We start from the raw sequence: 21,742 nt of genomic DNA on the forward strand, positions 1-21,742 counted from the left end.
CGCCCCGGGCCCGTCAGAGCTCCAGCGTCGAGGCGATCGGCACGCCCGGGCGGTAGGCCAGGTGCACGGAGCTCGGCGCGGCGAGGACGGCGAGGTCGGCCCGGGCGCCGACCGCGAGCGTCCCGACGTCGGTCCGGCGCAGCGCCCGCGCGCCGCCGGCGGTGGCCGCCCACAGCGCCTCGGCCGGCGTCAGGTGCATCTCCCGCACCGCCAGGGCGATCATGAACGGCATCGAGGAGCTGTAGCAGGTGCCCGGGTTGCAGTCGGTGGCCAGCGCGACGGTCACCCCGGCGTCCAGCAGCGCGCGCCCGTCGGGGTAGGGCGAGCGGGTGGCGAACTCGACGCCGGGCAGCAGTGTCGCGACGGTGTCGCCGTCGGCCAGGGCCGCGACGTCGGCGTCGGACAGGTGCGTGCAGTGGTCGACGCTGGCCGCTCCCAGCTCGACCGCCAGCTGCACCCCGGGGCCGGGACCGAGCTGGTTGCCGTGCACCCGCAGCCCCAGGCCGGCCGCCCGCCCGGCCGTGAGCACCGCGCGGGCCTCGTCGCCGTCGAACGCGTGGGCACTGCCCGGCTCGCAGAACACGTCGATCCACCGCGCCAGCGGCGCGCACGCCCGCAGCATCTCCCCCGTGACCAGCGCGAGGTACTCCTCACGCCCGGCGCCCGGCGGCACCACGTGGGCACCGAGGAACGTCGTCTCGGAGGTGGCCGCCGCGGCCGCGGTCAGCGACGCGACCTCGTGCTCGACGCTGAGCCCGTAGCCGCTCTTGACCTCCACGGTGGTGGTCCCCTGCGCGCGCGTCTCCGCGACCCGCGCGGCGACCAGCCCGCGGAGCTCGGCCGCGGAGGCGGCACGGGTGGCCGCCACGGTGGTGGCGATGCCGCCGCCGTCGTAGGGCTCCCCCGCCATGCGGGCGGCGAACTCCGCGGCCCGGTCGCCGGCGAAGACCAGGTGGCTGTGGGAGTCGACGAAGCCCGGCACCACCGCCCGCCCCTCGACGTCGACCCGGCGGTCGGCCGCCGGCGCGGCCACGGCCGGCCCCGTCCACCGCACGCGGCCGTCCTCGACCACCACGGCCGCCGCGCGCAGGACGCCCAGCGGCGACCCGTCCCCCACCGCGGGGTCGTTGGTGACCAGCTCGGCGACGCCCGTGACGACGGTGCTGCTCACGGCGCCCACACCCGCGCCACCGCGGCGCCGAGCAGGGCGCCGACGTCGCCCAGCCGGTGCCGGCCGCCCTCCACGACGGGGACGCCGTCGACCCAGACGGTGTCGACGTCGGCCCGCGAGGCGGTGAGCAGGACCTGGTTCGGCAGGGCGCCCGCGGTGCCCACGGTGTCGGTGCGCAGCGCCACCAGGTCCGCCCGCGCGCCGGGCTCGATCCGGCCGGCGTCGTCCCACCCGAGGCTCGCGTGCGCGGTGAGCGCGGCCAGCAGCTGGGCGGGGGTGAACCGGCCGCGGCGCAGGGACACCAGCCGCTCGTGCGCCTCCATCGCCCGGGCCTCCTCCAGCAGGTCGGCGACGGCGTGCTGGTCGCTGCCCAGGCTCAGCGCCGCCCCGGCGTCGAGCAGCGCGCGGGCCGGGCCGATGCCGTCGGCGAGGTCCCGCTCGGTCGTGGGGCAGAGGCACGCCGTCGCGCCCGCGCCGCCGAGCAGGGCGACGTCGGTGCCGGTCAGGTGGGTCGCGTGCACCGCCGTCGCGGCGGCGTCCCAGACCCCCGCGTCGGCCAGCAGCCGGGTCGGGGTGCGGCCGTAGAACGCCCGGCACGCCTCGTTCTCGGCGGGCTGCTCGGACACGTGCACGTGCAGCGGCGAGCGGTCGGCCCCGCCCAGCCCGCCGCGGGCGGCCGCCACGACCACCGGCAGGTCGGCGGCCGGCACGGCGCGGACGGAGTGCACGGCCGCCCCGACCCGGAAGCCGGCCGACCCGCGCAGCGCCGCGACCCGCTCGGCCCAGCGGTGCACGTCGCCGTCGCCGAACCGCAGCTGCGCCCCGGCCAGGGCGTCGTGCCCCGCCCCGGACAGCCCGCCGGCGAGGTAGGCGGTGTCGAGCAGGGTGAGCCGGACGCCGGCGTCGGCCGCGGCCTGCCGGAGCGCCTCGGCCATCGCGTTGGGATCGGCGTAGCGCCTCCCGCCGGGCGCGTGGTGCAGGTAGTGGAACTCCCCCACCGTGCTCACCCCCGCCAGGGCCATCTCGGCGTAGGCGGCGCGCGCCAGCTCGAGGTACCTGTCGGGGTCGATCCGCCCGGCGACGTCGTAGGCCGCCTCCCGCCAGGTCCAGAACGTGCCGCCGCCGGCGGGGGTGCGGCCGCGCAGCGCCCGGTGGAACGCGTGGCTGTGGGCGTCGGCGAACCCGGGCGCGACCACCCCCGGCAGCCGGCGCGCGCCGGCCGGCACCTCGGCCGGGGGCACCCCGGGCCGCACCGCGGTGAACCGGCCGCCGTCGACCTCCAGCAGCACGTCGGCCCGCACGCCGCCGGGCAGGTGCGCGTGCGGCGCGAACAGCACGGTCACCGCGCGAGGGAGGCGACCACGGCGGCCAGGGCGTGCACCCCGCGGTGGCAGTCGTCGGGCTCGGCGAACTCCCCGGGCGAGTGCGAGATCCCGGTCGGGTTGCGGACGAAGAGCATGGCGGCCGGGACGCCCGCGGCGGCCAGGACCCCGGCGTCGTGCCCGGCACCGGTGGCCAGGCGGGGCACGTCACCCCCGCCGAGCACCGTGGCGATCCGGTCGGCCAGGGGCGCGTCGAAGGACGTCGGGTCGGTCCAGGACTCCTCGGTGAGGGTCCCGCCGAGGTCGGCGGCCGACGCGGCGAACTCCCCGACCAGCGCCCGCACGGCCGCCGGGTCCTCGCCGCGGGCGTCGAGCCAGCCGGTCACCGACGAGGGGATCGCGTTGACCCCGTTGGGCCGGACGACGACCTTGCCGCAGGTGGCGAGGACGCCGTGCCGCACCGCGAGCGCGCGGGCCCGCTGCACGAGCTCGGCGAGGGCCAGCACCGCGTCGTCGCGGTCGGCGAGCCGGGTGGTGCCGGCGTGGTTCGCCTGCCCGGCCAGGTCGAACCGCCACCGGCCGTGCGGCCAGATGCCGGTGCCGACGGCCACCGGCCGGCCCAGCCCGGCGAGCCCGTACCCCTGCTCGACGTGCAGCTCGACGAACGCGCCGACGCGGGCCAGGGCGCGGTCGTCGCGGCCGAGCCCACCGGGGTCCCGCCCGGCCGCGGTCAGCGCCTCGGCCAGGCTCGTGCCGTCGCCGTCGACGAGGCCCAGCGCCCGCTGCGCCGGCAGCGCGCCGGTGAGGACCCGGGAGCCGGCGCAGGCCACCCCGAAGCGGGCGCCCTCCTCGTCGCCGAAGGCGACCACCCCGACCGGCCGGGACGGGGCGACACCGGCTGCCCGCAGCCCGTCGACCGCGGCCAGCGCCCCGACGACGCCGAGCGGGCCGTCGAACGCCCCGCCGTCGGGCACGGAGTCCAGGTGCGACCCGACCACCACCCCGGGGCGGCCGGCGGCCACCGCGGCGTCGGGGTCGCCCCACCAGGCCCACTGGTTGCCCGCCCGGTCGACGTCGAGGTCCAGGCCGCGCTCGGCGCAGGCCCCGGCGAACCACTCCCGCAGCGCGGCGTCCTCGCGGGTCCAGGCGAAGCGGGAGTAGCCGCCGGTCGCGCCGGACCGGCCGACCGGCGCCAGCTCCGCCCACATCCGGTCGAAGCCGGCGGAGGCGGCCCGCTGCGCGTCCGGCGCGGTCACCGGCCCGCCGTCGGGACCCGCACGCCCCCCTCGGGGTGCTCGGCGAGCGGACCGGTGTCGTTGCCGTACTCGGGGGCGTCGCCGGAGTCGATGTGCCGCAGGACCCCCGTGCCGGGGTCGTTGGTGAGCACCCGCTCGATCTTCTGCCCGGCGAGCGCGGTGCCGTCGGCGACGGTGACCTGGCCGGCGTGGACGGAGCGGCCGATGCCCACGCCGCCGCCGTGGTGGATCGACACCCAGGACGCGCCGGAGGCGGTGTTGACCAGGGCGTTGAGCAGCGGCCAGTCGGCGATCGCGTCGGAGCCGTCGGCCATCCCCTCCGTCTCGCGGTAGGGGGAGGCGACCGACCCGCAGTCGAGGTGGTCGCGGCCGATGACCACGGGGGCCGACAGCTCGCCGGAGGCGACCATGTCGTTGAAGCGCACCCCGGCCTTCTCCCGCTCGCCGTAGCCGAGCCAGCAGATGCGGGCCGGCAGCCCCTGGAAGGCGACCTTCTCCTGCGCGGCGCGGATCCACCGGTGCAGGTGGTCGGCGTCGGGGAACAGGTCGAGGACGGCCTCGTCGGTGGCGCGGATGTCGGCGGGGTCGCCGGACAGGGCCGCCCACCGGAACGGCCCCTTGCCCTGCGTGAACAGCGGCCGGATGTAGGCCGGCACGAAACCGGGGAAGGCGAAGGCGCGGCCGAAGCCGCCCTGGCGGGCCTCGTCGCGGATGGAGTTGCCGTAGTCGAAGACCTCGGCGCCGGCGTCCAGGAAGCCGACCATCGCCTCGACGTGCCGGGCCATCGAGGCCCGCGCCCGGTCGGTGGACTCCTCGGGCTTGGTGCGGGCGAGGTCGGCCCAGTCGGCGAGGTCGATCCCCTCGGGCAGGTAGGAGAGCGGGTCGTGGGCGGAGGTCTGGTCGGTGACGACGTCGGCCGGCACGCCTCGCCGGAGCAGCTCGGGGAGCACGGCGGCGCAGTTGCCCACCAGGCCCACCGACAGCGGCACCCGGTCCCGCCGGGCCTGCTCGCAGCGGGCGACGGCCGCGTCGAGGTCCCCGGCGACCTCGTCGAGGTAGCGCTGGGCGACCCGGCGGTGCAGCCGCGCGGGGTCGACGTCGACGACGAGGCAGACGCCGCCGTTGAGCGTCACCGCCAGCGGCTGGGCGCCGCCCATCCCGCCGCAGCCGCCGGTCACCGTCAGGGTGCCGGCGAGGGTGCCGCCGAAGCGCTTGGCGGCCACCGCGGCGAAGGTCTCGTAGGTGCCCTGCAGGATGCCCTGGGTGCCGATGTAGATCCACGACCCGGCGGTCATCTGCCCGTACATGGTCAGCCCGAGCTGCTCCAGCCGGCGGAACTCCGGCCAGGTGGCCCAGTCGCCGACCAGGTTGGAGTTGGCGAGGAGCACCCGCGGCGCCCACTCGTGGGTGCGCAGCACCCCGACGGGCTTGCCCGACTGCACGAGCATCGTCTCGTCGTCGCCGAGCTCGCGCAGCGTGGCGACCATCGCGTCGAAGCTCGCCCAGCTGCGGGCCGCACGCCCGGTGCCGCCGTAGACGACGAGGTCGTCGGGCCGCTCGGCCACCTCGGGGTCGAGGTTGTTCATGAGCATCCGCAGCGGCGCCTCGGTCTGCCAGGAGCGGGCGGTGCGGGTGGTGCCGCGTGCGGCACGGACGGGGCGGGCGCCTTCCACGGTGGTCGTCCTCTCGGGTCGGGGGGCGGGGTCAGGCGAGGGGGCCGGTGACCGACTCGGCGGCCGCGACGGCGCCGCCGCCGGCGACGAGCGCGACGACGGCGTCGATCTCGGGGGCGAGGAACCGGTCGGTGCCCGGTCCGGCGACGTGCTCCCGGACGGCGGCGAGCACCGCGGCGGTCGCCGGCGCCGGGGTCAGCGGCGCGCGCAGGTCGAGCGCGCGGGCGGCGGTGAGCAGCTCGACCGCCAGCACCCGGGTCAGCCCGTCGAGGGCGCGGCGGAGCTTGCGGGCCGCCGACCAGCCCATCGAGACGTGGTCCTCCTGCATGGCGCTGGAGGGGATGGAGTCGACCGACGCCGGGACGGCCAGCCGCTTGAGCTCGGAGACGATCGCCGCCTGGGTGTACTGGGCGATCATGTGCCCGGAGTCGACGCCCGGGTCGTCGGCCAGGAACGCCGGCAGGCCGCCGTTGCGGGCGACGTCGAGGAGGCGGTCGGTGCGCCGCTCGGCGATCGAGGCCAGGTCGGCCACGGCGATGGCGAGGAAGTCCAGCACGTAGCCGACCGGGGCGCCGTGGAAGTTGCCGTTGCTCTCCACCCGCCCGTCCGCGGTGACCACCGGGTTGTCGACGGCGCTGGCCAGCTCGCGGTCGGCGACCGCCGCGGCGTGGGCCACGGTGTCGCGGGCGGCGCCGTGCACCTGCGGCGAGCAGCGCAGCGAGTAGGCGTCCTGCACCCGGGTGCACCCGGGGCCGCGGTGGCTGGCCACGATCGGGGAGCCGGCGAGCAGTGCCCGCAGGTTCGCCGCGCTGTCGGCCTGGCCCGGGTGCGGGCGCAGCGCCTGCAGGTCGGCGGCGAAGACCGCATCGGTGCCCAGCAGCGCCTCCACGCTCATCGCCGCGGTGACGTCGGCGACGCGCAGCAGCCGGCGCAGGTCCGACAGCGCCAGCACCAGCATGCCGAGCATGCCGTCGGTGCCGTTGATCAGCGCCAGGCCCTCCTTCTCCGCGAGGACGAGCGGCGCGATGCCGGCGGCGGCCAGCGCCTCCGCGGCCGGGCGACGCCGCCCGTCGGCGTCGCGGACGTCGCCCTCCCCCGTGGCGGCGAGCGCGCAGTGCGCCAGCGGCGCGAGGTCGCCCGAGCAGCCCAGCGAGCCGTACTCGCGGACCACCGGGGTGAGGCCGGCGTTGAGCATCGCGGCGTACGTGCGCACGGTCTGCGGCCGGACGCCGGTGCGGCCGGTGGCGAGCGTGGCCAGCCGCAGCACCATCAGCGCGCGCACCACCTCGCGCTCCACCTCCGGGCCGGACCCGGCGGCGTGCGAGCGCACCAGGCTGCGCTGCAGCTGCGCCCGCCGCTCGGCCGGGATGTGCCGGGTGGCCAGCGCACCGAAGCCGGTCGAGACCCCGTAGTGCGCGACGACGTCGTCGGCCAGAGCCTCGACCACCCGGCGGCTCGCGGCGACCGCCCGCTCGGCGTCGGGGTGGAGGGCGACGGCGGCACCGTCCCGGGCGACGGCGACGACGTCGGCGGCGCTGAGCGGGCCGGTCCCGACGCCGATCGGGACGGTGGTGGTCGTGCTGGCGGTCACCCCGTCATGGCACGCCACCGCGCCCGTCCTCCGACAGACTCGCGCGGGAGATACCGTCTGGGATCACAGACGTTGCGACGAGGGGGTGCCGGTGACGCAGGTGCCCGCGGCACGGCAGGTGCTCGAGATCCTGCGGTTCCTGGCCGACCAGGCCGGGCCGGTGCCGGCGGCGGCGCTGGCCCGCGAGCTCGGGCTGCCCCGCTCGACGACGTACCACCTGCTCGGGGAGCTGACCGCGACCGGCTTCGTCGTCCACCTGCCCGACGAGCGCCGGTACGGCCTGGGGGTCAGCGCCTACGAGCTGGGCAGCGGGTTCACCCGGCAGGCGCCGCTGCAGCGGCTGGCCCGGCGGCCGCTGTCGGAGCTGACCGACCGCACCGGGCACACCTCGCACCTGGCGGTCCTGCACGGCCGCGACGTCGTCTACGTCATCGAGGAGCGGGCCCGCGGGCGCGCGCCGCTGGTCACCGACGTCGGCGTCCGGCTGCCGGCGCCGCTGACCGCCAGCGGCCGGGCGGTGCTCGCCGCCCTCCCGCCGGCCGCCGTCCGCGCGCTGTTCCCCACCGCGGACAGCTTCGTGCTGCGCAACGAGCGCGGACCCGACTCCCTGTCGGCGCTGCGCCGCCTGCTGGCCGAGACGCGGCGCCGCGGCCACGCGCTGGAGGAGGGCGAGGTCACCGCCGGCTTCGCCTCGGTGGGCACCGCGGTGCTGGACCACTCCGGGCACCCGATCGCCGCCGTGGCGCTCACCTTCCCCGAGCACGAGGTGCCCGACGAGGACGGGCGGCGGCCCCTGGCCGCCCAGGTCGCCCGCACCGCGGGGACGATCAGCCGGCTCATCGGCGGCTGACCGGCTGCCCCTCCGGCGCGGGAGCCCGTGCGGTCGTCCACGGCGCCGGGGACCGACGGCGACCGGTCGCTCCCGCGAGGACACCGGCGTGACGCACCGGTGACGCCACCCCTCCTACGCTCCCCGCCACCCCGCCGCCGGTGACGCGGCGGGGCGGATCAGGTCCCGGCACGGACGGGCGTCCGCCCGTCGGCGGGACCGGCCCCCTGGCAGGTGAGGAGACCGATGATGGACACCCCCTCGGACGACCCCCGGGACGGGACGGCCGGCGCCCCGGACGCGTCGGACGCCGTGGTGTTCTTCGACATCGGCGACACGCTCGCCGCCGTCCGGGTCGCCCCCGGCGGGGAGGAGATCGAGAGCATGACCCCCTTGCCGGGGGTGCTGGACGCCATGGCGACGCTGCAGCGCGCCGGGGTGCGGATGGGCGTGCTCTCCGACCGCGGCCGGGTGAGCGAGGCGGAGGTGGACGCGGCACTCGAGCGGGCGGGGCTCGCCGCCTTCCTCGACCCGGCGCTGGTCCTCTACGGCCGGAAGGACTCGACCCGCGTCTTCGAGCAGGCCGCCGCCGCGGCCCGGTCGACGGTCGGCGGGAGGCTGCGGCGGCTGCTCTTCGTGGGCGAGGACGCGACGGAGCGCTCGCACGCCGCGGCGGCCGGCTTCCGCGTCTGCCCCTACGTCGTCCTCGCGCCCCGGGTGCTGCTCGCCGGCTCACCGCTGCGCTACACCCGGATCACGGTCCCGCCGGGCACGACCGGCTGGCAGGACCTGCTCCGCCACCACCCCGTCGTGCCGCTGCACCTGACGGGCGGCAGCAGGCCGCAGCTCTACGCGGTCACCGACACCGGCACCGCGCTGGCCCTGGACGACCTCGGCTTCCGCGTCGACCGGCTCGGCGGGGACGAACCGGCGACGAGCGACCTCTACCTGCTCCGCGACGACGGCCGCGACCCCGGCTCCCCGGGCGGGGGCGCGGGGTCGGTGGCGGAGCTCTTCGGGCAGGAGCGCGACGACGGCCTGGTGCTGTCCTCCACCGACGAGGGCCTGGTCGTCGCGCTGCCCGCGGGTCGTTCGGTGGAGCACCTGCACGTCGGGCGGCCCCGCCACGGGCACAACCTCAAGCTGACCGCCCAGCCGTTCCTGCTCGCCGACAGCGGGGACCGGCCGGCTGCCGAGTCCGCTGCCGAGTCCGCTGCCGAGTCCGCTGCCGAGTCCGCCGCCGAGCCGGCCGGTCCGGAGCCCGCCGGGGCCCGGCTCAGCCCGCAGGAGGCGGACGTCGTCGTCGGGGTCGTCACCCCCGAGCGGATCCGGGAGCAGGTCGAGCGCTACAGCGGCGCCGGCCCCCTCCCCGACGGGACGACGCTGGTGAGCCGGCACGTCCTGCACCCGGACAACCAGCGCGCGGTCAGCGGTCTGGTCACCGACCTGACCGCCCTGGACGGAGGCCGGCTGACCGTCCGCACCCACCGGTTCAGCCACGCCGGGCGCAGCTACCGCAACGTCGAGGCCACGCTGCCGGCCCGGGGGATGTCCGGCACGGTGCTGCTCACCGCGCACCTGGACTCGACGGCGTCCCGCGACCCCGGCTTCCGGCCCGAGGTCGACGCGGCCCCCGGGGCCGACGACGACGCCAGCGGGATCGCGGCGGTCCTCGCCGCCGCACGGGCCGTGCTGGCGCTCGACGAGCAGGTCGGCGTGCCGCACCGGGAGTTCCGCTTCGTGCTGTTCAACGCCGAGGAACAGGGCCTGGTGGGCAGCCGCGCCTACGCGCGCGACCAGGCGGTCGCCGGCGCGCCGATCGTGGGCGTGTTCCAGGTCGACATGGTCGGGTTCGACGCGCAGGCGCCCCAGACCTTCGAGCTGCACGCCGGGTTCGGCCCGTCACGGACCGTGGAGGCCCGGTCCCTGCAGTTGACCGAACTGGTCGCCGCGGTGGCGCCCGAGGTCTCCCCCACCCTGCCCCCACCGCAGGTGTACCCCGGCCCGGACGGCGTGCCCGACCCCGCGGAGCAGCGCAGCGACCACCACAGCTTCCAGCTCAACGGCTATCCCGCGTGCCTCGCCTCCGAGGACTTCTTCGCCGGGCCCGGCGCGGGCTCCCCGCCGGCCGATCCCAACCCGCACTACCACTCGGCCGGCGACCGCACGGTGGACACGGCCTACACCGGCGCCATCACCCGCGCCATGACCGCAGCCGCCTGGATCTGCGGCACCCGATAGAGGAGGCGTGCGATGACCTTCGAGCTCACCGACGACGTCCGGGTCGACCGGGACGACTCGGGCAACGTGCTGCACCTCGAGCACTTCCAGCACCCCGTCGTCGCGGTGTCGGCGGGGCGCGCGGGCTTCGCCGAGGACGCGGCCGCCGCGGCGGGGGCGCCGACGGTGCAGGCCGCCACCCCCCAGGCACTCGCGGAGGAGTACCTGCGGGAGGTCGCCCCGGTGTACGGGCTCGACGACGCCATGCTGCCCGGGGCGGCCGGCGGCGCGGACGCCCTGCACGCCGACGACGGGACCGGCCCGGCCGAGTCCCCCGACGGCCGGCTGGAGCTGGCCGACGAGAAGGCCGTCCTCGGGACCACCGTCGTGTCCTACCAGCAGGTCGTCCACGGCCTGCCCGTCTGGGAGGCGGGCATGAGCGTCACCATGCAGGACGCCCCGCTGCGGGTCACCGCCTCCCAGAGCTCGGTGCACACCGGGATCACCGTGGACGGCGATCCGCCGGAGGACCCACCCGACCTCACCCCTGCAGCGCTCCGGCGGGCGCTGGGGCTCGGGACCGGCGCCCGGCCGCGGATCAACGGCACACCGCGCCGGCTGGTGTACGCGTTCGACCCCGACCGGCGCTACGACCCGGAGGCCGGCGCCGACACCGGCGAGGCGCTGCAGGCGCCCCCGCCGACGCTCTCCCTGCCCCCGCTGCCCGACACGCTGGAGCCGGGCAGGCACTACGTCGTCGTCGAGGTGCTGTTCTCCCTCGAGGTGGGCGGCCAGGGAGAGCTGAACTGGCGGGCGTTCCTCGAGGAGACCACGGGCGCCGTGGTGTACCTGCGGGCCTTCGTCTCGTGCGCGACCGGCCTGGTCTTCCGCACCGACCCGCTGACGGCCGGTGGGGCCGGGGTCCTGCCCACCTCCCCCTCGGCCGTCCTCAACCCCTTCCGCTCCAACGTCGTGCTGGACGGGCTGGTCGGAGCCGATCCGCAGCCGTTGGCGGGCGCCTTCGTGCGCGTCGTCGACGTGACCCCGCCGGTGGCCGCCCCGCCCTCGGCCCCCAACCCCCCGGCCGCCTTCTCCTTCGACGCGCTGGCCCGCGAGTTCGCCGCGGTCAACGCCTACCACCACTGCGACTGGCTGTTCCGCCACATGGTCGGGATGGGGTTCGACCTCACCACCTACTTCGACGGCACCAGCTTCCCGGTGCCGGTGGACGCGAGCGGCTTCGGCGACCAGGTCAACGCCCGGGCACAGGGCAACGTCACGGGTACGGGCATGGGCCGGTTCGAGTTCGGGCTGGCCGGTGGGCCGTTCCCGGCCGTGAGCATCGCCGCGGACCTGCGCGTGGTCCTGCACGAGTTCGGTCACACCGTGCTCTGGGACAGCGTCCACTCGCCGAACTTCGGGTTCGCCCACAGCGCCGGGGACAGCGCGGCGGCGGTGCTGCTCGACCCCGAGTCCTCCCTCCGCACCGACCCGGTGCGGCGGTTCGAGACGTTCCCGTGGATCCTGCCCAACCGCAACCACGGTCGTGACGTGGCGACCGGCTGGGCGTGGGGCGGGACCAACGACGTCGGCGGGTACGCCTCCGAGCAGATCCTCTCCACCACGCACTTCCGGCTGTACCGCTCCCTCGGCGGCGACGCGGCGGAGGTGGCGCGCCGGCAGCAGGCCGCCCGGCTCACCGTCTACTTGATCTACCGGGCGATCGGGTCGCTGGCCACGAACCCCGTCACGCCGACCCCGTCCCCGACCGTGTTCGTGTCCGCGCTGCAGAACGCCGACGTCGGCACCGCGGACTTCGAGGGGCACCGCGGCGGCGCCGTCCAGAAGGTCGTGCGGTGGGCGTTCGAGCGGCAGGGCCTCTTCCAGCCACCGGGCGCGCCGGTCCCGGTGACGCGGCCCGGCGCCCCGCCGGCCGTCGACCTCTACATCGACGACGGCCGGGCCGGCGAGTACCCGTACCAGCCCGTCCACTGGGAGTGCACCGACATCTGGAACCGCCTCACGCCCGATCCCGGCGCCGGGCCGCAGGACCACCAGACACCGGTCGTCGGGCAGACCAACCACGCGTTCGTCCGGATCGGGAACCGGGGCACCCAGCCGGCCACCGACGTCGTCGTCCGCGGCTACTCCGCCGATCCGGCAGCCGGGCTCTCCTGGCCGGGTGACTGGACGCCGATGGACACACCGGAGGTGACGGTCCCCGGGGCCGTCGGGCCGGGGAGCAGCACGGTCGTCGGGCCCTTCGCCTGGCGCCCCCGGGTCGCCGGGCACGAGTGCATGTTCATGGAGGTCAGCGCGCCCGGGGACCGCAGCAACACCGATCCGGCCACCTTCCTCCCGTGCGCTGCCGGGCCCACCCCGGAGTGGCGGTTGGTGCCGTTCGACAACAACCTGGCGCAGCGGAACGTCTGCCCGGTCGCCGGTGGCGGGGACGTCCGCGGGCTCCTGTCGAGCTTCGTCCGGCGCTCGTTCACCGTGAACAACCGCCTCGGCGAGACGGTGCGCACGACCGTCACCGCCACCCTCCCGGCGCTGCTGTCCGAGCGCGGCTGGGAGATCCAGGTCGGGCGCCGCCGCGACGAGGTCGCCTTCGGGCTGGCCCCGGGCGCCGAGCGGTCGGTGACGGTCGGCCTGCGGCCCGGGCGGCGCTTCTCCGCCGAGGACGTCGCGGCGGCCGACGACCGCGCCATCCGGGTGGTCGCCGTCGCCGACGGCGTGGTGGTCGGCGGGATGACCTACCTCCTGGACCCGCAGCTGACCAGGGCACCGAGCGAGCGGTCCGGCGAGCCGGGGACCGCTCTCGACGACCCGGACGTCGAGGACGCTCTCGCCGGCTCCGACGTGGGTGGTCCCGACGGAACCGACACCGGCCCGGTGGGCGTCCCGGTGGAGACCGCGGCCGCCGAGACGGCAGCGCCCGCCACCGCGGCGTCGGCCGCCGGCAGGCTCCTGGGTGTCACGGGGCTGGACGAGGAGCTCCGGTCACGGGCGCGGCGGATGACGGTGCGGGAGGTGACCCTCGAGGTCGACCTCGACGGGCGGTGAGGCCCCGCCGGGCGGAGGGCCCGACGGGCGGGGGGCCCGCTCGGTGACGCTCCGGTGACGGGAGCCGCGGAAGCTGGTCGCGTCCGGGAGCGGGAGCCGGACGGGACCAGCGGGCGAGGACGACGGGACGCGAGCCCCGGGGTCGGGGAGAGGAGGCCGGCGACCCCCGGTGAGGAGCCACCGCCCGCGGCAGGCACCGCGCACCACCGGTGCCGGTCCGGATCCGGGGCACAGTGGGCACCTCGCCCGGACGGACCCCGAGGAGACCCATGACCGCGCACCCCGGACCCGACGACACGGCGCTCACCGGCTCGTGGCGGAAGGTGGACGCGCCGGCGTGCGCGGACCGCTACCCCGACGTCCTCACCTTCTCGACGGGCACCTACCGCGGCGCGCGCGGGCCGGAGCAGGCGGGCATCTGGTGGGACGCCGGCATCTACCGGCTCGAGGACGACCGCCGGCTGGTGCTCAGCGTCGCGACCGACGAGCTCGTCGCCTACCAGGTCCACCGCAGGGGCGACGTCCTCGAGGTCGTCGACCCCGACGGCTGCCGCTTCTCGTACCGACGGATCGCACCCCCGTAGTCCGTACGGGGCCGAGTGAGGAGGCACTCCCCATGGCCGACGGTTTCCGCGAGACGGAGCTCGAGCCGGGGACGGACGCGGTCGTCGCGAGCGTCCCGCCCGTCGTGTCGCCCGAGGTCCCGCTGGCCGCCGGGGTCCCGGTCGACCAGGACGACCTCCTGTTCCCCGACCTCGGCCCGGCCGGGGCCGGTGACGCCGGCGCGGCGACCGGATCCCCGTCGTCGGCCGGCCCGCCGCTGCGGTTCTGCCGGACGGTCCTGCGGGCCGGCTGCTACGCCCTCTCGCTGCGTCCGGCCACCTCCGCGGCCGGCTTCGAGGGCACCCTCCGGGTCGACCGGTCGGCGCCGGACGCCGGGCCGGACGGCATCATCGTCAGCGGCGACCTCTACCGGCGCCCGGCGCTGGTGCCTCCGGTGTCCCCCTCGCTGACCGACCCGCTGCCGTCCCCGCCGCCGGGGACCGTCCCGTCGGGACCGGTGTCCGTGGCCGCCGCGGCGAGCCGGCCGAGCGCGGCCGAGCCGCTCGCGCCGCCCTTCCGGCCCCGCATCCCGGTCTTCCCGCGCAACCGCTACGACTCCTACCTCAAGGTCGTGAAGGTGACGGAGTCCGTCGCGGTGCCGCCGGGCCGCCCGTGCACCGCGACCCTCGTCCTGGAGCAGTACGACTACACCGCCCCGCCGGCGGGGAGCTTCAAGGGCTCCTTCCCGGCGGCGCCCAGCAGGACGGTGACCGTGACGCTGACCCAGGCGCCCGCGCCGCCTCCCTTCGGCGGCCCGCGGTTCACCGGCCGCTGGCTCGAGGGCGGCGTGGAGCGGGGCACCGTCACCCTGTCGTGGGTGTCGCCGTTCTTCCGCCGGGCGACGGTGGAGATCGACACCCTCACCGGCGCGGTGGCCCCCCAGCCGGTGCCCGACGGCTCGGGCGGCACCGAGTACTTCGACACGATCTACGCCAAGCACGGCTGGCAGCTGACCGTCGTCCGGGGTTCGACCGACGTGCCGGTGCCGGCCGGGGTGAACCCGACGGACTGCTGGTCGTCGGGCAACCTGCACAACCTCATGACCGCCGTCCGGGACCCGGCCACGGACCTCGACACCGACTGGCGGATCCACCTCGTGGTGGTCCCGGCGAAGCTCGGCTGCTCCCGCGGCGTCATGTACGACCAGATCGGGGTCCCGCGGGAGGGGTGCGCCAGCTTCTCCGACGACGGCTACCCGTCGGGCGAGTCGGCCAACTTCGGGACCGCCGCCGACCGGAGGCAGCGCGAGGTCGCCCGGGCGTTCCTGCGCAGCGCCACGCACGAGATCACGCACACCTTCAACCAGATCCACCAGGAGCAGGAGACGACGGCCGACAACTCGATCATGACGACCACGCCGAGCGTGGCCGACGTCCTGGGCGGCCCCACGACCGGCGCCCCCGGCGTCTTCCCCGACCAGATCGCGCTGGCGGTCAACACCACGGTGCGGCACCACCTCGTGCACATGCCCGACCCCGTGCTGCGCCCGGGTGGCTGGCCGTTCTTCTCCTGGGTGGGCACCAGCCTCCCGCAGGCGACCGACCGCCAGGACTTCGACGCGTCCGAGCTCGAGCTGCAGGTGAGCGTCCCGGCGGAGGGCGTCGCGCTGGGCCAGCCGGTCGAGGTGTCCTGGACGCTCACCAACCGCAGCGGCGACCCGCTCGTCGTCCCGAGCGACGTCAGCCTGGAGGGCCTGTTCGCCACGATGACGGTCACCGACCCGTCCGGCCGGGTCCGCCCGTTCCGCCCGCTCGCCGTCGTCTGCGACGCGGCGAAGCTCGCCGAGCTGCCGCCCGGGGACTCCGTCTCGTCGTCGCACCGGGTCTTCTGGAGCACCGAGGGCTTCGCCTTCCCCCGGCCGGGTCCGCACCGGCTGTCGGTCGCCGTCACGTGGTCGGCCCGGGGCATCCCCGTCGGTGTCACGAGGGACGTCGAGCTGTTCGTCCAGTTCCCGACGACGCAGACCGACAACGACGCCGCCGCGCTGGTGCTCACCCACGAGGTCGGGATGTGGGTCGCCCTGGGCGGCGGGGCGGAGCACCTGACCGACGCCGTGGACCGCCTGCAGCAGCTCGCGGCGATGGCGCAGACCGACGCGGCGCCGCGGCTGCTGGCGGGCTACACGGGGCTGCTCCCGCGCTGAGGACGGGGCGGCGGGGATCCGGAGGAGGGCTGCGGTGACGACCGACCTCGACCTGGCCCCGCCGCCCGTGCCGCTCGGCGGCGGCAGGTCGGCCGTGCCCGTCGACGTCTCCGCCGTCACGGCGCTGCTCCGCTTCGACGGCGCGAGCCGGACGGCCACGGGCACGGCCACCCTGCGGTTCGCGACGGGGCCGGCCGCGGGCTGCCCGGTCCTCGACCTCCGCCAGACCGTCACCGGCGTCCGGCTCGACGGCGCTCCCCTGCCCTCGGACGCGGTGGTCCGCCGCGACCTCGGCGGCGGTGCCGGCGCCGAGGTCCTCGTGCTGGACCGGGTGCTCCCGGCCGGCTCCGCCCACACCCTCCGCCTGGACTACACCGTGGGCCCGCCCCAGGCCCCGGCCGGCGGATCGCACCCGCCGGCCCTGACCTGGTCGGCCGGGCCACGCCTGACGCTCAGCTTCGGCTTCACCGACCTCGCTCCCGGCCGCTACCTGGAGTCCTGGGTGCCGGCCAACCTGATCTGGGACCGGTACTCGATCGACCTGGAGCTGGTGGTCACCGGCACCGCGGTGGAGCACCGGGTCGTGACCAACGGCGCGGTCACCGCGGCCGGGCCCCACCACTGGCGGGTGGCCTTCCCGCCGCGGTCCTCCGCGCTCTCCCCGATGGTGGAGGTGCGGGCCGCGGACACGCTCACCGCGGCGACGACGACGGTCGCGTTGCCGCCCGGCGGCGACCCCGTCGCGGTGGAGGTGCTCGCGCTGCGCTCCGACACCACGGTGGACCCGGCAGCCGCCGCGGCCGACGTCGCCGGCTGGCTGGCGGAGAACGCGGCCGCGGTCGGGAGGTACGTCCACGGCGGCAGGTACACCGCGTTCCTGATCCGGGGCGGCATGGAGTACGACGGGGCGTGCACCGCCTCGCGGGAGAGCCTGCGGCACGAGGTCTTCCACTCGTGGTGGGGCCGCGGGGTCACACCCGCGGCCCAGGCCGACGGCTGGTGGGACGAGGGCTGGAACGTCTACCACGACCGTGGCGGCTCGGAGGTCCGGCCCTTCGACTTCGCCGAGCCGCCGGTCACGCTGTCCCCGCGCGACCCCTACACCCGCGCGACGCCGATCGCGGCCTACAGCACCGGGGCGCGGCTGTTCGCCGGGGCGGCGGCGCTCGCCTCCCCCGCGGCGCTCACCGGGTGGATGGGTGAGTTCTACCGGGCCAACCTCGAGCGCCCCGCGACCACGGAGGCACTGGAGGCCCACCTCGTAGCGCGCTCCGGCGCGGTCGACCTCGTCGACGCGTTCCACCGCTGGGTCTACGGCCTGCCCGACCCGGCACCCGTCCCCGAGCTGTGGCTGCGCGAGGACCCGGGTGGGCGCGGGGGTGGACGGTTCTGGGACTCCCCCGACCTCTGGATCCGGCACGAGGACGACGGCGGCACGGTCCACCAGCAGCCCCGGGCCGGCCGGGACAACTGGTTCCACGCGCGGGTCCGCAACCGCGGCCGGGGCACCGCCCGGCACCTCGTGGTGACGTTCGGCCTCCGGCGGCGCCGCGGCGGCCTGCACGGCACCTGGCCCGGCGGCTTCCTCCCGGCGGTCACCGCGGCGGTCGCCTTCGAGCTGCCCCCGGGCCGGTCCACCGTGGTCCGTGCCCGGTGGCCGGCGGCACAGGTGCCGCCGGCAGGGGTGCACGTCGCCCTCGCGGCCGCCGCGCTGACCCGCGGCGGCTCCCCGCCCGCCGGCAGCCGCGTCGGGGAACGCGGCGACCTCGCGCAGAAGGACCTCACCGTGGTGCGGGCGCCCCGGGGCGCCGTGGTGCTGGTCCCGTTCGACGTGCGCGGCACGTCGGCGGGGAGGACGACCGGGCTGGAGGTCCGGCGCCCGCGGGAGCTGGCGCGCGTCGGGCTGCGGATCGCCCGGCCGCGGGCGGACGCGGTGCCCGTGACGGCCGACGACCCCCTGGCCGCCGCGCTGGAGCCGCCGGCGCGGCCGGACACGGACCGGGCCGTCCTCGTGGGCAGCGAGGACGAGCCGGCCGGCGGCTCCTTCGACCTCACCGCCGCGCTGCCGCTCCCCGAGGGGCCCCGCGCGGTGATCGACCTGCCGCTCCCGCTCGGGCCGAGCACGCTCGCGCTCCTCCTCACCGTGCCGCGCGACCTGGCCCCGGGCACGGAGGGCACCGTCGACGTGCTCCACCGCGAGGAGTCCGGGCAGGTCGCCGGCGGGTTCGCCGTGCGGCTCGTCGTCGACCCCTGACCGGCGCGCGGGACGCTGGTCAGCGGGGCCCTCACGCGAGAGCGGGCCGGGGCCGGACACGACCGACGCGCGCGTGCGGCGCGCCACGGTGCGGAGGCGTTCCCGCGGGAACGCCCGGCCGGAGCCTCACGGGCGTCGACGCGCCTCCGCGGACGTGGTGCGGCCCTCCGTGGGATGCACGCGGGCGGCGCCGGTCAGGTCAGCGGGCGCACGTCCGCGACGTCGTACTCGGCGACGGACGCCGACAGCATCGCCGCACTCTGGTCCTCACCGGGGCCGCTCCCCCGGAACGCCTCGACCGCGTCCCGCGACTCCCACCGCTCGTAGACGTTGACGCGGCCCGGGTCGATGAGGTCCGGGCTGAGGGCGAAGTCGAGACACCCGGTCGACCGGCGGGCCTGCTCGACGACGGCGACACAGCCGGAGAGGTACGAGTCGCGGTGCGCCGGGTCGACGTCCACGTGTCCTGCGACGACGAGCATGCTGGGTCGTCCTCCGGGCCTGGGGTGCAGTGTCACCTGGGAAGACCGGCGGAGGCCGCCGGACTCATCGGGGCCGCCACGGCTCGTGGGCGTGCGCGAGCCAGACCATCGCCGGGTCGAGCCCGCGGATCACCCGCTGGCCCTCGGTCCGCGGCTCGTCGAGCTCGCCGCCCCACACCGCGGCGTCACCGGCGATGACGACCGGACCCCCGTCCGTCTCCACGACCACCACCTGCGTGCCGGGTGTGTGGCCCGGTGCCGGGAGGAGTCGGAGCCCGGGCAGGAGCTCGAGCTCGCCGTCGACCGGCACGTACCGCACCCCGGGCGCGTCCACCCACTCGCGGATCGTGTAGTCGTCCTGGCTGCGCGCGTCGTCGAGTTCGCGGCGCTGGACGTGGATCGGCGTGCCGGTGAAGAGGTGGTTGCCGCCGCAGTGGTCGAAGTGCAGGTGCGTGTTGACGACCGCGTCGATGCCGGCGGGATCGACGTCCTGCTCGGTCCACGGACGGAGGCGGGGGTCCATGTCGGCGGCCAGCGGGTGCAACTCCTTGATGCCGGTGTCGACGAGCACGCGCCCGTCGGGATGGTCGATGACGTGCACGTAGACCGGCATCCGCTCGCCCTCGGCGAGCAGGTCGGCGACCTGCACCGGCGTGACCGTGACGGCGGCGGGTGCGTTCACCGCGCACCGACCGGAGCGGGTGTGGTCGAGGCGAGCGCCATGGGGGCTCCTTCTCCGTCTGGCGGCCGGCGGGCGACGTGCTCGGTGGGTCCGTGGCCCACCGGCGGATCGCTGCGGGTGTGGTCGCGCTGAGGCGTAGACGGTGCGCCCCGTCCCGACTCATCGGTGCGACAGCGACTCGGGGAGCGGGACGGTCGCCGTGCCGCAGGGCCGCCGACCGGCCGGGGTCCCCGACGGCGGCGGCCGGGCGGACGGTCAGGCGCTGTCGACGGCCGCTCGGAGGCTCGCGCGGAAGGCCCGGATCGCCGGGTGTCCGGCGGCGCCGCGCCGCACCCCGGTGAACAGGCGCCTGGTGGGTCGCCCGGGCAGGTGGACCAGCCGCAGGTCGGCCTCCCGGTCGGTCCAGAGCAGGTCCGGCAGCATGGCGAGGGCGTGACCGGTCTCGACCAGGTGGACGTGCAGCAGGTAGTCCGGGCTGTCGAACCGGACGTCGGGTTCGAAACCGGCGCCGCGGCACAGCGCGCGGGCCCACCGGCCCGGTGCCGAGCCGGCCGGGTCGAGCACCCACGGCGCGCCGGCGAGGTCCGCGAACGCGGTGCCCGCGTCGCTCCACCTGCCGCCCGTGGGGAGGGCCAGCCGGATCTCGTCGAGCAGCAGGTCCTCCTCGTCCACCCCGGACACCGCCACGCCGGGCTCTCCCGCGTACTCCTCGCCGAGGACGACGTCGAAGTCGTGGGTCAACAGTCCGGCGAAGGCCTGCTCGGGCTGGCGCTGGGTCATCTCGACCCGCAGCCCGGGGTGCTGCTCGGCCAGACGGGTCAGCGCCGAGGGGATCAGGGTGAGCAGCACGCTCTGGAAGGAGGCGACGCGCAGGGTGCCCCGGACCTCGGTGAGCGACGCGGTCAGCTCCGCCTCGGCCAGCTCGAGCCGCTCCAGGACGGCGTCGGTGTGCCGGACGAGGATGCGGGCCTGCTCGGTCAGCCGGACGCCGCGACCGACCCGCTCCAGCAGCCGCACGCCGGTCTCGGTCTCCAGCTGGGACAGCTGCTGGGAGATCGCCGACGGGCTGTAGGACAGCGCCCGGGCGACCTCGGCCAGGGTGCCGCGCCGCTGCAGTTCCCGGAGGAGGCGCAACCGGTGGACGTCGAGCATGCCGCCATCCTCCGACCGGTGAGCGGAGCTGACCAGTACGGTCCGGAATCGTTCGCTGGACCGCAGGACACCCGTCGTCGACGCTGAGGGTGTGCCCGACGTCGCCCCCCTCTCGTCCTCGTGAGCCCCCGCGACACCGGCAGCGGCCCGGCCGTCCTGATGGTGCTGGGCTCCTGCATCTCCCTGCAGGTCGGCGCCGCGAGTGCCGCGCAGCTGTTCCCCACGATGGGCAGCGCGGGGGTCACCCTGCTGCGGCTGCTCGTGGCCGCGGCAGTGCTGCTGATCGCGACGCGTCCTCACCTGCACCGGTGGAGCAGGCGGCAGTGGACGGCGGTGATCGCCTTCGGGCTGTGCCTGGCCGGGATGAACGGCTCCTTCTACGCCGCCATCGCCCGCATCCCCCTGGGCACCGCCGTCACCATCGAGTTCCTCGGCCCGCTGGTGCTCGCCGCCGTGCTCTCCCGTCGGGTGCGCGACGGAGCGTGGGTGCTCCTCGCGGCGACCGGCGTCGTCCTGCTCGGACTGGCCGCTTCCGCCGGTGCCGGTCCCGGGCTCGACCGGGTCGGTGTCGCCTTCGCGCTGTCGGCCGGGGCGTTCTGGGCCGGGTACATCCTCACCAGCGCCCGGGTGGGCGCCGCCGTACCCGGACAGGGCGGTCTCGCGGTCGCCCTCGCCGTGGGCTCCCTCGCCCTCGTCCCCATTGGAGCCGCCGGTGCGGCGACGGCGGTCGACCGGCCCGACCTGCTCCTGCTGGCGGCCGTCACCGGCCTGCTCGCCTCGGTGGTGCCCTACACGCTGGAGCTGTCCGCCCTGCGGCGGCTGACGCCCGGCGTCTTCGGCGTCCTGCTCAGTCTCGAGCCGGCCGTCGCCGCGCTGGCCGGGTGGCTGCTCCTGAGCCAGCCGCTCGGGGCACGCGAGGCAGCGGCCGTGGCACTGGTCGTGCTCGCCAGCATCGGGTCCACGATCTCCGCGCAACGGCCGGCCGGCGGGCCGCCGACGCCGCCGACCGACGTCGGTCGGGCTCGCCCGGTGGAGGAGGAGCGGGAGCCGCAGGTGTCGTGAGCGGACGTCCGTGAGACGCCCCTGTCGGGCGGCCGACCGAGGACACCTGGGTGCCCAGGCGTTCCCGCGGGAACGCCTGGGCGGCCGACGCTGCGTCACCTCGCTGGACGCCACCGCGCCCGTACGCCGACCGACGGAGCAGCGGCTCTCGGGCTTCCGCTCACCGTGCCGGAGCCTCTCCCTGCGAGGGACCGACGGTCAGCACGCCGGGCGCTTGCTCCTACGGCCGCTCCCGC

General features: G+C 76.7%; 15 protein-coding genes. 7 read left to right on the forward strand and 8 right to left on the reverse strand.

The features are described from left to right. Positions 1 to 13: 13 nt before the first annotated feature. From hutI to hutH, 5 genes are read right to left on the reverse strand one after another with little or no spacing between them, the layout of a single operon-like run. On the reverse strand, positions 14 to 1,171 hold the full coding sequence (hutI, locus tag ACI8AD_RS00395; protein WP_456868545.1) for an imidazolonepropionase: 1,158 nt from the start codon (positions 1,169 to 1,171) through the stop codon (positions 14 to 16). Then, on the reverse strand, positions 1,168 to 2,514 hold the full coding sequence (locus ACI8AD_RS00400; protein ID WP_456868546.1) for a formimidoylglutamate deiminase: 1,347 nt from the start codon (positions 2,512 to 2,514) through the stop codon (positions 1,168 to 1,170). Before ACI8AD_RS00400 ends, hutI begins: the two co-directional genes overlap by 4 nt. Continuing rightward, entirely contained in the window at positions 2,511 to 3,749 is a 1,239-nt protein-coding gene (locus ACI8AD_RS00405; RefSeq protein ID WP_456868547.1) for an allantoate amidohydrolase, read from the reverse strand. The genes ACI8AD_RS00400 and ACI8AD_RS00405 overlap by 4 nt, the downstream gene beginning before the upstream one ends. Beyond that, positions 3,746 to 5,422, reverse strand: a complete 1,677-nt coding sequence (gene hutU / locus ACI8AD_RS00410) for a urocanate hydratase (protein WP_456868548.1) — start codon at positions 5,420 to 5,422, stop codon at positions 3,746 to 3,748. Before hutU ends, ACI8AD_RS00405 begins: the two co-directional genes overlap by 4 nt. 31 nt (positions 5,423 to 5,453) lie before the next feature. After that, positions 5,454 to 7,013: a histidine ammonia-lyase gene (gene hutH, locus ACI8AD_RS00415; RefSeq protein ID WP_456868549.1), complete on the reverse strand. Its 1,560-nt coding sequence runs from the start codon at positions 7,011 to 7,013 to the stop codon at positions 5,454 to 5,456. Between the two features lie 91 nt (positions 7,014 to 7,104). Between hutH and ACI8AD_RS00420 the strand changes: the two genes are divergently transcribed. The 6 genes from ACI8AD_RS00420 (at position 7,105) to ACI8AD_RS00445 (ending at position 18,128) form a co-directional block, all read left to right on the forward strand. Further along, positions 7,105 to 7,863, forward strand: a complete 759-nt coding sequence (locus ACI8AD_RS00420) for an IclR family transcriptional regulator (protein WP_456868550.1) — start codon at positions 7,105 to 7,107, stop codon at positions 7,861 to 7,863. A 228-nt stretch (positions 7,864 to 8,091) separates the two neighbouring features. Next, on the forward strand, positions 8,092 to 10,083 hold the full coding sequence (locus ACI8AD_RS00425) for a M28 family peptidase (protein WP_456868551.1): 1,992 nt from the start codon (positions 8,092 to 8,094) through the stop codon (positions 10,081 to 10,083). A gap of 12 nt (positions 10,084 to 10,095) precedes the next feature. Continuing rightward, positions 10,096 to 13,128: a hypothetical protein gene (locus ACI8AD_RS00430; RefSeq protein WP_456868552.1), complete on the forward strand. Its 3,033-nt coding sequence runs from the start codon at positions 10,096 to 10,098 to the stop codon at positions 13,126 to 13,128. A gap of 269 nt (positions 13,129 to 13,397) precedes the next feature. Next, positions 13,398 to 13,712: a hypothetical protein gene (locus ACI8AD_RS00435; RefSeq protein WP_456868553.1), complete on the forward strand. Its 315-nt coding sequence runs from the start codon at positions 13,398 to 13,400 to the stop codon at positions 13,710 to 13,712. 32 nt (positions 13,713 to 13,744) lie between these two features. Beyond that, on the forward strand, positions 13,745 to 15,874 hold the full coding sequence (locus ACI8AD_RS00440; protein WP_456868554.1) for a hypothetical protein: 2,130 nt from the start codon (positions 13,745 to 13,747) through the stop codon (positions 15,872 to 15,874). Positions 15,875 to 15,908: 34 nt separating this feature from the next. After that, positions 15,909 to 18,128, forward strand: a complete 2,220-nt coding sequence (locus tag ACI8AD_RS00445) for a hypothetical protein (protein WP_456868555.1) — start codon at positions 15,909 to 15,911, stop codon at positions 18,126 to 18,128. Positions 18,129 to 18,322: 194 nt separating this feature from the next. On the opposite strand, the gene ACI8AD_RS00450 is transcribed toward ACI8AD_RS00445, so the two are convergent. The 3 genes from ACI8AD_RS00450 to ACI8AD_RS00460 all read right to left on the reverse strand — a co-directional run bounded on the left by ACI8AD_RS00450 (position 18,323) and on the right by ACI8AD_RS00460 (position 20,444). Further along, on the reverse strand, positions 18,323 to 18,610 hold the full coding sequence (locus ACI8AD_RS00450; protein ID WP_456868556.1) for a putative quinol monooxygenase: 288 nt from the start codon (positions 18,608 to 18,610) through the stop codon (positions 18,323 to 18,325). A 64-nt stretch (positions 18,611 to 18,674) separates the two neighbouring features. Continuing rightward, positions 18,675 to 19,292, reverse strand: a complete 618-nt coding sequence (locus tag ACI8AD_RS00455) for an MBL fold metallo-hydrolase (RefSeq protein WP_456868557.1) — start codon at positions 19,290 to 19,292, stop codon at positions 18,675 to 18,677. Positions 19,293 to 19,547: 255 nt separating this feature from the next. Further along, a complete protein-coding gene (locus tag ACI8AD_RS00460) occupies positions 19,548 to 20,444 on the reverse strand; it encodes a LysR family transcriptional regulator (protein WP_456868558.1) in 897 nt (298 codons plus the stop codon). Between the two features lie 120 nt (positions 20,445 to 20,564). Here ACI8AD_RS00460 and ACI8AD_RS00465 point away from each other — a divergent pair, with 120 nt between their 5' ends. After that, positions 20,565 to 21,506, forward strand: a complete 942-nt coding sequence (locus tag ACI8AD_RS00465; protein ID WP_456868559.1) for an EamA family transporter — start codon at positions 20,565 to 20,567, stop codon at positions 21,504 to 21,506. Positions 21,507 to 21,742: the final 236 nt, after the last annotated feature.

The organism is Geodermatophilus sp. SYSU D00766, assembly GCF_054049915.1.